Below are 13,258 nucleotides of genomic sequence, written 5' to 3' on the forward strand. Positions count from 1 at the left end.
CAACTCGGTCGCGACGAGCCGGCGCGGACCGGCGCGGCCGGCCCGCGCCGGTCCGTCACCTGCCGTGCACACCGACCTCGTGCAGGGAGTAGCCCCACTCCGTCCCCCGGTCCAGGAACACGACGCGGACGTGGCGGGCCTGCTGCGGGGTGAAGCGGACCGTGTCGAGGCCGCCGTCGCCGGCCGTGACGGACCCGACAGCCCGCCAGACGGCGCCGTCGGCGGACAGCTCGACGCGGTACGACCTCCCGTACGCGCGCTCCCAGTCGAGGGTGACGCGCCCGACCTCGCGCATGGCGCCGAGGTCGATGCGCAGCCACTGGTCGTCGCTCCAGTCGCTGGCCCAGCGGGTGCCCCGGTCACCGTCCACCGCACGGCCGGGCGCGTAGCTCGTGAACGGGTTCCATTCGGCCGAACTCGCCGTCGCCGAAGCGCCCTCGGCGAGATTGGCCGCGGGCCGGTGCCGCTCGGAGGCGCCCCAGGTGCCGAGGTAGGTCTCGGCACCCCGGAAGAGGTCGTCCACCACGTCCTGGCCGCCGACGCGCCGGATGTCCTCGATCCAGTCGGGGACCAGGCCGTGGTGCGCGGCTCCGTCGGTGTTGAGGTCCCAGGTGCGCTCGCCGGTGGTCTGCCGGTCGATGACGGATCCGCCGTCCGCGCTGCGGAAAGGATATGTGACGGCGTCGGGCGCGTCCGCGCCGCGCGGGGCGGGCCAGCCGCCGACGCCGTTCATGTCGGTGCCGTAGCCGTAGCCCGCGCCGTACTCGTCCCGCACCGCCTCGGTGCGCCTCGCCTCCTCGACGAAGTGTTCCGAGCCGTGCATGTACTGGGCGACGAAGCCGCCGAGACCGTAGACCCGCTCGGTCCAGTCGATGTCCATCCAGCTGTGCGAGGAGATGACGCCGGGGTAGGACTCGGCCTCGAGGATGTCGAGCGCCCTGCCCGTGGCCTTGACGCTCATGTGGTCGATCTCGAGCATCATGTTGCGCTTCATCATGCCGCGCACCGCGTACTCGCCGAGGCCGGTGAGCCCCCGCACATTGCACTGGGCGCCCTCGTCGTAGGCGGGGACGTCGACGTCCTGGGGCAGTTCCGCCTCGGCTCCGGGCGCGGCGGCCAGGCCGATGGGGTTGTCGTGCTGGGGCCCTGTGCACTGTTCCGTCCGCCAGAAGGTGCCGGTCGACAGGAACTGGCCGACGTTGATGGCGGTGCCGAGCGCTCCCTCGTCGAAGCGGACTCCGCACAGGGCGTTGTCGAACTTGTGGCACAGGAACATGCTGCGTACGCCGAGGTCGTACAGTTCGTCCAGCCCGGCGTCGATGTCGGCCCTGTCACACTGGGCGACGTCCAGGACCTGCTTGCAGCCGAAGGGTTCGGAGGTCTCGACGCCCAGGACGACCGCCAGCTTGCCCTGTTCGACGACCTGCCGGGCCTGCGTGCTGTCGGTGACGATACGGAACCAGCCCTTGCCCGTGCCGCCGTACATCCGGTCGATGTAGGCCTGCATGTCGTACGTCAGCTTCGCCTGCAGCCGGATCGACGTCATCTCGTCGCAGCCGCGGTCCTTGAAGAAGTACACGGAGCAGATCACGCCGTTGGTCACGAGGTCGTTCACCAGGACCCGCTGCCCGCCGCGCCAGGCCCGTTCGACCCAGGCGTAGTAGTTCTGCTGGTGGGTCAGGGAGTCGTGGGCGGGCCAGTCCACGAAGGTGGGCCAGCCGTGCGGATCGTGCCTGCCGTCACCACCGTTGGTGATGAAGTCGAAAATCGCGAGTGAGCCGTCGGGGTAGTGCTCGGGGCAGTCCTTGAGCGCGTCGGCGATCCCCTTCTCGGAGAAGGGCCTGCCGCAGATGAGCCGACCGCCGAAGGCCTCGTTGGACATGAGGTGGTTGTGCGCGTCGACGAATCCGCGGACCTCGCCGCGCGCGTCGGTACCCGTGAAGGGTTCGCCGGTGACGCCGATGCCGGAGTCCGGAGCCGGCCGTGCGGTCGGTTCCCACCAGTTGCCGTCGGCCGCCGAACTGGGCGTCGGACCGAGGGACATGGCGAGCACGAACAGGAGCAGGGAGACGAGGGCGACATGACGGCGTCCGCCGTACCTGCGTCGAGCGATGGTCACGGCCCACGTCCCTCCGTCGACGGAACAGCACGGTCGGCTCTTCGGGCGGTCGGGCCGGTGTCCGGCCCCGACCGCCCGATTGTCATGACCTGAGCAACCTATGGGCCGAGGATGACTACTGACGCGTAAGGAGTCAAGAGTCCGGAACGACCTGCCGCGCGGTGCCCAGGAGGGGCCGGGGTCCGTCGTGAAGGCCCCTGGCACGACCGCACGGCTCTCGGTCTCTTCGCAGGTGTCCCCAGCCGGCGGCTGTGCGGCCGCGCCGACCTGGCGGGAACGGGCTGCCCGTTCCGGCCGCAGGGCCGTGCGGTGCGAGTCCGTGCGGTGCGAGTCCGGTGGGAACGGGATCGAATTCCGCGGCGCCCCGGTCCGAACACGCCGTGCCCGCCGCCGGGAGGACGGGCACGGCGTGTACCGTCGGTCGCCGATGTGCGGCGAACGCCTACGTCAGCAGTCGGGCGCCGGCCCAGTCGGCGTGGTCGGAGTCGAGGCTGTCACCTCCGTCGGTGACACGCAGGGTCAGCCGCTCCACTCCGGTGACGTCGACATCGATCCGCCGAGCCGGATCGGCACCGGTGAGCACCCCGGTGGTGGCCAGGACCCTGCCGTCCGCGAGCACTTCGAAAGCGACGCTCCCCTTGCCGCCGACCTCGTCGTCGACCCCCACCTCTGCGATGAACCGCCGGTAGGAGCTGTCGAGTCCGACGACGACCTCGCTCGCGGCATGAACGCCGAGCCCCTTGTCGTACGCGGCGCCCCGGATGCTCAGGGTGCCGCCGTCGGCCGCTTCGCGCTCGCCGTTGGACCGGTCCCGCTCCACCGGCCCCCAGCCGTTGCTCTCGGCGGCGAACGGCAGGTCACTCACATGGTCGACGCCGGGCGGTGAGACGAACACCCGGACGGTGCGCTCGACTTGGAGGCTGCGGGCACTCCGTCCTTGCGGGGAACGGTACTTCGCGGTCACCACCAGGTCCCGGCCGCCGTACTCCGCGTCCTGCGGCACACTCACCGTCCAGTCACCCCTCAGGTCACGCCCGGCGGGCAGCCGCCCGGCGGACGGATCGTCACCCTTCACCGTCCAGCCCTCGGGGGCCCGCACGGTCAGCGAGACGTCCTCGGCCGGACCGAACTCCTCCACCGCGAACCGGCCGACGACGTCGACCGACGCGCCCGCCTCCACATCGGTCCTGGCCGGCTCCACGGCCAGCGCGGTCAGCGGCAGCCGCGACACCGGCCGGTCGCAGCTGTCCCGGCCGGGCACCGCACGGCAGACGATCCCGGCGAAGCCGCCGTACTCGGCCGTCGGCACGCTCAGGGTGTCGCGGGCGGTGACGGTCCGCCGTTCCCTGACCAGGCCGTCGTCACCGTCCCGGACGACCTCCACCAGCCAGCGCCCGCCGCCGAGGAACTCCAGCGGAACGCCCTGGGCGCCGGCCGCGCCGGAACTCACGCTGCCGAGGAACCACCGGTCCCCCTGCCGCCGGGCGAACGCCGCCCCCTGACCCGGCTGCCCGGACAGCAGCCGGGTCTCGTCCCACACGGTGGGCACCTGCTCCAGGAACCGCTCGAGTTCGGGTCGGTCCCGGTAGGCCCGGACCGACCCGGCGTAGTTCTGGAAGCCGGACTCGTAGACCACGGACAGGGCGAGTTCGGCGGCGTCGGAGACGGTACGGGTACCGAACTGGAAGGCCATCGGGGTGTAGTCCATGGATCCGACGACATTGCGGGTGAACGGCAGGGTGGTGATTCCGGCGGCGGGGACACGGCCCTGTTCGGCACCGTAGACCGCCTCCAGCGTCATCACATGGGGCCAGGTCCGCTGGATCCCCTTGGGCAGGGTCGCGCCGTGGAAGTTGACGAGCAGTTCGTGCCGGGCGGTGTCCCGCAGGACGTCGTCGTACCAGCGGAAGCGCTCCTGGGAGTCGGAGTCCATGAAGTCGATCTTCAGTCCGGCCGCACCCCATCCCTTCACCCGGGGCAGGAACTCGGCGCGTTCCGCGGCCGTGTCCAGGTCGGTGTAATGCGCCCACAACAGGACCCGTACGCCCCGCTTCCGGGCGTAGTCGATCAGCTCGGGCATCCAGTCGGTGGTCTTCCAGCCGTCGTCCACCAGGATGTACGGCCAGCCGTGCGCCGCGCTGTAGTCGACATAGCGCTGCTGGGTGGCGAGGCTGCGCTGCGCCGCGGCGAATCCGTCCAGCCACGACCACGCGACCGGGCCGGGCCTGATCCACGAGGTGTCGGCGAGGCGGGAGGCCGGTGCGAGATCGTCGACCAGGGTGGATTCGGTGACACCGGCCAGGCTGCCGATGACGGCCGTGCGCCAGGGCGTGGCGAGCGGGCCGGCCGAGGTGACGGTGTCGTCGGCCAGTTCCACCGTGTACCGTCCGCTGCCCTGTTCGTGGACCAGGCGGCCGGCCGCGTAGCGTCCGTCGACGTCGGCCTCGGTCAGCAGGGCGTAGGTGTCGCCCACTTGGAAGAGGGACGGGTAGCCGTACGTGCCGTCGGCGGCGCCTGCCGCGGTGTCCGGGGCGTACAGGCGCTCGTAGTTGGGGGTGTAGGGAGCGAGCCAGGCGCGTGCGGAGGCGGGGAGCTGGAAGGTGGAGGCCTCGCGCTCGACGGTGACGTCGCCGCTTTTGCCGCCGTCACCGTCGCCGTCGCCGTCACCGTCGCCGTCGCCGTCGCCGTCGCCGTCGCCGTCGCCCGGCAGGATGTAGCGGTACGCGATCCCGTCGTCCGCGGCCCGGACCAGTAGGTCGAGTCGGGCGTCGTCGGTACCGGTGAAGGAGAACCGGGTCTCGGTCATCCGGACGGTGCGGCGCAGCTGCTTGCCGGTGGTCATCGTGTACCGCTCGGCCACCTCGCGTGAAGTGCGGGATTCCAGCCGCAGGTTCGAGGTGAGGTCGGCGGTGTCGGTGACGATGCCGACGGGCGCGGGTTCGAGCACGGTGACGCCACCCCTGCGGGCGGCCAGGGTCACCGTGCCCTCCACGGCGTCGACGCGCACCTCGGCACTCACGCCGTCACGCGCCGCGCCGGGCTGCCGCACGGTCCAGCTTCCCCCCTCCGGTTCCACGGCACGGGCGGGCGCGGCGAGGGCGCCGAGGGCCAGGAGGGCGGCGAGCAGGAGGGTGAAGAAGGTGCGGGGGGTGCGGGGGACGGACTGACGCGGTCTGAGCGGGGATCCGAACACCAAAACCTCCGAGAGGTCTGACATCGTTGTCAACCATGGCTCCGTGGGATCCCTTCCCCTCCGGGGGTCGTTCAACCGTCGGGCGGGCGCCGCCTACCGCTCCGGCCGGGGCTCGTAACGCAGCGAGATGGAGCGCAGGACGTCCGCGGAGGACACGTCGGTGCGGCCGGCGTCGTGCACTTCGGCAAGCTGCACGAAGGCGAAGGTGAGGGCGGAGGTGATGTGCACGATGGCGGGTCCCAGCTTCTCGGTGACGATCTCCGCCACTTCGCGGGGACTCGCGTCGGCCGGCAACTGGATGTGCGGCAGCATCTCTTCGAGGAGCGCGGAGACCGCTCCGCTCCTGGTCACCTCGGCGTCCGGGTTCTCCCGGAGTTGCCGCCGCATCTCGAGGGCCTCGGTGAGGATACCGACGCCCCGCTGCATGATCTCGCGCTGCTCCATGGGCACAGCCTAGACGGGTTCGACGGTGGCCGAGGTGACTCGCGGGCATGCCATGACTTGGCCGGCAAACGGCAGTAGAACCTGTTTCCTCCACTCCATGCCGAGGACCATCACAGGGGCGCCAGCACACAGAACGGGCAGAGCTCCAACGATATTTCGCACCACCGCCTCATTGCTGGAACAGGTTTCATTGCGGGTGCTGCAGTGCTGTAGTGCTGCCGTCGCACAGCGCCTCCGTGCGGGCCGTACCGCCTGCCTTATGGCCTTGGCCGTCCGGCGTTCCCGACGTCGCGGCTCCTGCGCAGGGGCCGCGGATGCGGCCGCTCGCCGCGTCCTGCGCCTCTTCGACCGCGAGTACGACACCGGGAGCCGGGCGGACGGGTCCGGGACCGCGCCCTGAGCGTCGGTCCGAGCACCCGCCCGCCCCGCTGCGAAGCCCCGGCACCGGACACGGGTGTCCCGTTCACCTGCTCAGTGACCCGGCGTCCCCCATGACGATCACCGGATGCTGCTCGGGGTCGAGGGCCAGCAGGAGTTGCCTCATGTGCCGTTCCTCAAGGCTCACACAGCCCTGGGTGGGCCCGTCGTGGTCCACGTGCAGCCAGATGCCACCGCCCCGGTCGGCGCCGAGCGGGCGGGTCCGGTCGAGCGGGGAGGTGCCCGGAATGCGGTTGTAGTCGATCGCCACGACATAGTCGAAGGACCCGTCGAGCGGCTCCCCCAGGAAGCCCGTGCCGCTGATGGAGAACCCGGGCGACTCGTCGTACGGCAGCAGGGTGCCCGGGTCCGGCAGCAGACCTCCCGCGTCGCTGAGGGTGAACACACCGATGGGCGAGCGGAGATCGCCCGCCAGGTGGTCGTCTGTCCAACCCTTGAGGGCGTTGCGTGCGGGCCAGGCCGTGCCCGTCTCCCAGCCCGATGCGGTACGTCGGTACAGCACGGCCTCGGAGCGGTTCGCGTCCCGGCTCTTGCCGGTGACGACGACGGCCTGGCGGGCGTTCCCGGGGATCAGGGCCAGCGTGCGGGGGCCGAGGCCGCCGAGCGGGGCGGGGGCGCCGGGGTGTGCTCCGGCGTCGGTCCGGCCCTGTGCGGTGCTCGCCACGCCAGGTGCTCCGCTCCCCGGCACTCCGTTTCCTGCCACTCCGCTCCCCGGCACTCCGGCTGCCGGTGGGGCGACGGCCGGTGGGGCGGCCATGGAGGTGACCGCCGCGGAGGCGGCAGCCGTGGGGGGTGACTGCCCCGCCGTGCTGCCGGCGGTCGCCGCGCAACCGGTGAGGAGCGCCGCCGCCAGGAGGGCGAGGACCGGCGTCGGCAGCCGTCCGCGGCCCCGGGCGGAGGCGGCGGGCCGCCGGTCGCCCGGGGCCGGAGCTCGGGGACGCCCGCGGTGCGGACCTTCGATCGATGAAGCCATGGGGTCAGCCTGACTTCGGCTCAGCCGAAACACCGCGCTCCCCGCGCGAGTCCGGGCAACGTCCCCCATCTGCCCGACGGGGCACCGGTCTCCGGTGGCCCCGGCGGGGCGGCGGACCGTCATTCCCCGACGAGGAAAGCGAGAACGACGGCGCCCGCACCACTCGCCATGCCCACGACCGCGGCGGCCACGCACCGCACCCGGAGCCGGTGATAGCGCTGGGTGTACATGTCGCGGAGCTCGGCCGCCCGGTCGCAGATCCGGACCAGCGTCACACGGGAGGCCTCGATGCGGTCGGCGGTGTACACGCGTTCCACGTCCTCGCGCTGCGCGGTCGTCAGCCACGGCAGCTGCTCGGTGAACCGCTCGGCCCGACGCCGGGCGTCCTCGACTTCGGCAGCCCACAGCAGGTATCCCTCGAACTGGTCGAGGCCGCGGGCGCTGTCCTGGCTCGGATTCACATATTCCTCCACGCTGGGCTGCGGGATCACTCCTGTCAGGCCTGGTCCCCGGGAGCCTGGATCACGGAGCGCTCGGGGCGGTTCTCCTCCCGGTCGTACGCCGCGACCGCCGGGTGGTGCAGGTCGAAGGCCGGGGACTCCGAGCGGACCCGCGGCAGGGTGAGGAAGTTGTGGCGCGGCGGCGGGCAGGAAGTGGCCCATTCGAGCGAACGGCCGTACCCCCACGGGTCGTCGACCTCGATCTTCTTGCCGTACTTGGCCGTCTTCCAGATGTTGTAGAGGAACGGCAGGATCGAGATGCCGAGCAGGAACGACGCGATGCTCGAGAAGGTGTTCAGCCCGGTGAAGCCGTCGGCGGCCAGGTAGTCCACATACCGGCGGGGCATGCCCTCGGCGCCCAGCCAGTGCTGGACCAGGAACGTGCCGTGGAAACCGGCGAACAGCGTCCAGAAGGTGATCTTCCCGAGCCGCTCGTCGAGCATCTTGCCGGTGAACTTCGGCCACCAGAAGTGGAATCCGGCGAACATCGCGAAGACGACGGTGCCGAACACCACGTAGTGGAAGTGCGCCACCACGAAGTACGAGTCCGTGACCTGGAAGTCCAGCGGCGGCGAGGCCAGGATGACGCCCGTCAGACCACCGAAGAGGAAGGTCACCAGGAAGCCCGCCGACCAGAGCATCGGTGTCTCGAAGCTCAGCGACCCCTTCCACATGGTGCCCAGCCAGTTGAAGAACTTCACCCCGGTCGGGATCGCGATCAGGAAGGTCATGAAGGAGAAGAACGGCAGCAGCACAGCCCCGGTGGCGAACATGTGGTGCGCCCACACCGTCACCGACAGACCCGCGATCGCGATGGTCGCACCGATCAGACCCAGATACCCGAAGATCGGCTTGCGGGAGAAGACCGGGATGATCTCGGAGACGATGCCGAAGAACGGCAGCGCGATGATGTACACCTCGGGGTGGCCGAAGAACCAGAACAGGTGCTGCCAGAGCAGCGCCCCGCCGTTGGCCGAGTCGAAGATGTGCCCGCCGAACTTGCGGTCGTACTCGAGGGCCAGCAGCGCGGCGGCCAGTATCGGGAAGGCGAGCAGGACCAGCACAGCGGTCAGCAGCACGTTCCAGGTGAAGATCGGCATGCGGAACATCGTCATGCCGGGAGCGCGCATGCAGATGATCGTGGTGATGAAGTTGACCGAGCCGAGAATGGTGCCGAACCCCTGGAAGGCCAGGCCCATGATCCACAGATCAGCGCCGAGCCCGGGCGTGCGGACCGAGTCCGTCAGCGGGCTGTAGGCGGTCCAGCCGAAGCTGGCCGGGCCGTCCGGGGTGAGGAAACCGCTGAGCGCGATCAGCGAGCCGAACAGGAACAGCCAGTAGGCGAACATGTTCAGCCGCGGGAAGGCGACGTCGGGCGCGCCGATCTGGAGCGGCATGATCCAGTTCGCGAAACCGATGAACAGCGGGGTCGCGAACATCAGCAGCATGACCGTGCCGTGCATGGTGAACGCCTGGTTGTACTGCTCGTTCGACACGATCTGCAGGCCCGGCCGGGCCAGCTCGGCGCGGATGACCAGCGCGAGGATGCCGCCGAAGATGAAGAACACGAACGATGTCGTGAGATACAGCGTGCCGATGGTCTTGTGATCGGTCGTGGTCAGCCATGAGACGACGACTTTGCCGGGACGCCTGCGCCGAACCGGCAGTTCGTCCTCGTAGGAGTCCGACTCGACCGAGTCCGACGCGCTGTGAACCGCCACTGTTCCGCTCTCTTTCTATGGGGCCGGTATCTCTACCCTCGGGAAGGATGTCGCATATGCGCCCGCTCGTGTGAGACCCGGGCCCGACCCGGCGTGTCACCGCACGCATCCGTACGCTCGCACATTGTGACGTACGGAGTGGGGGTGTCGCGCCCGGCGACGAGGCCGTCCGGACGCATCGGGGCCCGTACCCGGGTGGGGTACGGGCCCTTCGCCCGGCGCGGTGCGCAGGGTGTGGTGCGGTGGGGCTACCGGTTGATCACGAACTGCGAACCGGGTTCGATCAGCACATCACCCTCGGCCGAACCGGTGATGGTGACGTCCGTCAGAGTGGCGCTGCCCCGGGCACCGCCCATGGCGAGGATGCCGGACCCGTTGTTGGACCTGTCGATCGTGACGTTGCTGATCCGGACGTCCGGCATGGCACCGCCGCCCGCCTTGAACTGGATGCCGTCGTACGTCGAGTCATGGATGTCGGTGTCGCGGATCACCACTCCCGGGATGTCCGGCCCCTGTGCGAACAGGGTGATGGCACCGAACTCCTGGTCCTCGTTCCAGAAGGCTCCGCCGGTACGGTGCAGTTCGTTGTTGGCGATGAGGGTCCGTCCGGAGAAGGGCAGCGGATCGTGGTCGGTCGCCAGCATGATGCCCGGGTAGTTCATCGTGTCGTGGATCAGGTTGTTCTCGATGGTGTTGCCGTGGCCGCCGTAGACCGCGATGCCGTTGGCGCGCCAGGGCAGTTGGACGGTGTTGTTGCGGAAGTGGTTGTCGTGGCCGATGTCGACGGACGGGTCCTTGACGTACTTGCTCGCCCAGACGGCCAGCGCGTCGTCGCCGGTGTTGCGCAGCGATGAGTTCTCCACGAGTGAGTTGCGGGTGCCGTTGGCGAAGTTGACGCCGTCCGCGTAGGTGTTGCGGATCCTCATCCCGGTGAACTCCAGCCCGTCGGCGGGGCCCCACAGCTCGGGGATGTTGCTGTGGTCGCGGCCCACCCAGGCGCCCACGTTGGCGTGCTCGATCCACACGTTGCTGATCTTCGTGTTCTTGCCGAACCGGCCGTTCAGACCCACCCCGCCCTCGGCTCCGCCGTCGCCGCCGCGGATGGCGCCCGAGCCGAGGATGGCGATGTCCGAGATCCGGGTGTTGTCGTCAATGTCGAAGCCGAAGTTTCCCTCGTGCGGGTGGTTGATGCCGCCCGACTGGTGCGGCGGGGTGAGGGTGTGGAACTGGGAGTGCCACATACCGGCGCCCCGGACGGTGACGTCGCGGATGCCGACCTGGTTGTGCTGCCCGCGGTCGAGCGGGTCGTCGGTGAGGATCTTCTGCTCCTGCCGCCACTGGCCCGGCGGGATCCACACACAGTCGATCTGCCCGTTCTGGTCGGCGGTCACGGCCCGCTGAAGGGCGTCCGTGTCGTCGATCCCGTCGCCCGGGATCGCGCCGTACTCGGTGATGGAGACGCAGCCCGCGGGCCGGTCGGTGGGCGGTGCGACCTGCTCCAGGTCGATCAGGTCGACGATGTGGAACGCGGCGGTGTCGTCGTTGTCGCGCTGGAGCCGGAAGGTGGTGCCCTTCGGGAAGCTCCGGCCGAGCAGGGCATGGGACTCGTCGAACAGCCTGCGGGCGTCGGCCTGCGGCGTGTTGGTGAGCCCTTCGGGCTGGTCGGTGTTGCCGTACAGCCAGCTGTGCTTGGAGCTGAGGCCGATCTTCCGCACGAACTCGCCGTCCGCGTACAGGCTCAGGGTGGCCTCGGTGCCGCCGCCGCCCGGGGCGTCCGGGATCGAGTTGCGTACGACGATCGAGTTGGCCGGTCCCGAGGAGGTGAACTGCACGTACTGGCCGGTGGAGTCGAGACGGACGGACTTGCGGCCGGAGGACTCGGTGGCGAAGTTGGTGTGGCCGAACGTCCGCTTGGGGTCGGTTGTCAGGAGCGTTCCCTGGTAGGCGCCGTCCTCCGCCTCGTACTCGGTGTACGGCACGGCGGCGCCGCGGCCGACGACGAGGGAGCGGGTGAGGATGTTGTTGTTCTCGTTGGTCTCGGCGACTCGGCCGGTGGCGTCCGCGGTCGCGGTGAGGATGCTCGACCCGCCGGTGGCGGTCCAGGTGCCGTCGACGGTGACCGGGACACTCGCGCCCGCGGCAACCGCCCCGGTCGTGCCGTCGAGGGTACGGTCGCCCACCTCCAGCCGGGTGACGGAGCCGGCGGGCACGGCCGAGGTGCCCCGGTTGTGCACGGTGACCGTGAAGGAGACTGCGGCGCCGATGGCGGGGCTCGCCGGATCGCTCGCGATCGCGCGGACCTCCAGGTCGGGTCCGGGGCTCTGGGCCACGGTCAGTCTGTCCGTGGCGGTGCGGCTGTTGTTGGTGTCGTCCAGCTCGAAAACGGTGTCCGTGGGGTCGACCACGGCGGACACCGTGTAGGCGCCCCGGGCCCGCTTGCCCACGTCCACGGAGACGGTCGTGGAGGCGCCGGCGGCGAGCGCGCCGACCGGGGCACTGCCGGCGACGGTGCCCTCGAGGTTGACGTCCAGCCTTGAGACGGGGGACGCGGCGGTGCCGGTGTTGCGTACGGTCGCGCGGACGGTGACGGCGTCGGACTCTGTGGGGGAAGCGGGCGTCCAGGTGAGGTCGGTGACGATGAGATCGGGGTGGGGAGCGGCGGTGCCCATGACTTCCAGCTCGGCGATCTGGGCGCCGTATCCGGCGGAGTTGTGGGTGAATCTCAGCTGTACGTCGGCATGGCGGCCGGTGACCGGGATGGTGACCGTGTTGCCGCCCGAGGCGGGGTTGAACGTGTAGTCGGCGCGGGTCTTGATCGAGGTGAAGCCGCTCGCCGCCTGCTCGCGTCCGAGCACTTCGATGCTCTGTGTGCGGGTCTCCCAGACCGTGGCGGGGTTGAGCTTCACGACGACGCCGGAGAGATCGGCGTTCGCGCCCAACTGGACCGTGAGCGTGGCGGGATGGCCCGATGACTCCCAGTAGGTGTCCGTCCGGCCGTCGTTGGCGTTCCTCGCCACGAACTGGTGCGCGGTGGAGGAGGCCTGGACGGGCTTGTTCAGCGCCAGGTTGGTTCCATCGGCCGGGGGCTGCTCGGGGTCGGTGCCGGCGTCACTGTCGTAGACCTCGATCTCGGACAACTGGGCTGCGTTCCAGCCGGTGTTGGCGGTCACCCGTACACGGATGTGGCGCAGGTCGCGAGAGGCGAAATCCACGGTGACCGTGTTGCCGTCGTCGGGGTCGAAACCGCGGGCGGCGGAGGCGGACAGGGTGGTGAAGGAGGTGCCGTCGGTGCTGCCCTCGACGGTGAGGGTCTGGGTACGGGTCTCCCAGCCGGTGGGCAGTTTCAGCACCACCTGGTCGGCCTCGACGGTGCCGCCGAGGTCGACGCGTACCGGCTGCGGGAAGGACCCCGCGGGGCCCTCCCAGTAGGTCTGCTGGCTGCCGTCGGTCACGTTGGTGACGGGATGGCCGAGGTGGGAGCCACCGGCCGTGACGCTTTTGCCGAGCGCCAGGTTGGGCCCGCGGACGGCCGGTTGCGCGGCGATGGCCGGTGCGGGGTGGAGACCGACGGCGACCAGGCCGGCCAGGAGCAGGCCGGTGATCGTCCGGGGGCCGAATCGCTTCCGTCTCATGAAGTCCTCGTTCCACGGCGGGTGCTGGGGCGTGGTCGGGCGGGTGCGGGACGTACGGCGGAGCAGGGCGTGCGTAGAGCGGCACGTGCACAGGAGCAGAACGGAGCCGGCCGGGCGCGGACGGGCGGCGGGGCAGGCGGGCATCCGGGTAGCCAAGGGCACCTGCTACGGAATGCCGATCATTCGTAAATCTTTTGCGGCTACTCATTCATTTTTTGCGGCTCCTGGAGTGAGAGTT

General features: G+C 70.1%; 7 protein-coding genes. All 7 read right to left on the reverse strand.

Annotated features, from left to right (window positions below; genetic code table 11):
* Positions 1–55: 55 nt before the first annotated feature.
* The 7 genes from V4Y04_RS01160 to V4Y04_RS01190 all read right to left on the reverse strand — a co-directional run bounded on the left by V4Y04_RS01160 (position 56) and on the right by V4Y04_RS01190 (position 13,020).
* Positions 56–2,044, reverse strand: coding sequence for a galactose-binding domain-containing protein (locus tag V4Y04_RS01160; protein WP_332432659.1), 1,989 nt, complete (start codon positions 2,042–2,044; stop codon positions 56–58).
* A gap of 517 nt (positions 2,045–2,561) precedes the next feature.
* Positions 2,562–5,336: a glycoside hydrolase family 97 catalytic domain-containing protein gene (locus V4Y04_RS01165; protein ID WP_332425142.1), complete on the reverse strand. Its 2,775-nt coding sequence runs from the start codon at positions 5,334–5,336 to the stop codon at positions 2,562–2,564.
* A 69-nt stretch (positions 5,337–5,405) separates the two neighbouring features.
* Positions 5,406–5,756, reverse strand: coding sequence for a hypothetical protein (locus tag V4Y04_RS01170; RefSeq protein WP_055592751.1), 351 nt, complete (start codon positions 5,754–5,756; stop codon positions 5,406–5,408).
* A gap of 463 nt (positions 5,757–6,219) precedes the next feature.
* The gene (locus V4Y04_RS01175) at positions 6,220–6,951 is read right to left on the reverse strand and encodes a hypothetical protein (RefSeq protein WP_332432660.1); all 732 of its coding nucleotides are present in this window, start codon (positions 6,949–6,951) and stop codon (positions 6,220–6,222) included.
* Positions 6,952–7,286: 335 nt separating this feature from the next.
* Entirely contained in the window at positions 7,287–7,628 is a 342-nt protein-coding gene (locus V4Y04_RS01180; RefSeq protein ID WP_332425150.1) for a hypothetical protein, read from the reverse strand.
* A gap of 35 nt (positions 7,629–7,663) precedes the next feature.
* Positions 7,664–9,388 carry an aa3-type cytochrome oxidase subunit I gene (ctaD, locus tag V4Y04_RS01185; protein WP_332425151.1) on the reverse strand — a complete coding sequence of 575 codons (1,725 nt, stop codon included), beginning with the start codon at positions 9,386–9,388 and terminating at the stop codon, positions 7,664–7,666.
* A gap of 248 nt (positions 9,389–9,636) precedes the next feature.
* Positions 9,637–13,020 carry a CARDB domain-containing protein gene (locus V4Y04_RS01190; RefSeq protein WP_332425152.1) on the reverse strand — a complete coding sequence of 1,128 codons (3,384 nt, stop codon included), beginning with the start codon at positions 13,018–13,020 and terminating at the stop codon, positions 9,637–9,639.
* Positions 13,021–13,258: the final 238 nt, after the last annotated feature.

The sequence above is a fragment of the Streptomyces sp. P9-A2 genome, assembly GCF_036634175.1.
Lineage (GTDB): Bacteria > Actinomycetota > Actinomycetes > Streptomycetales > Streptomycetaceae > Streptomyces > Streptomyces pratens.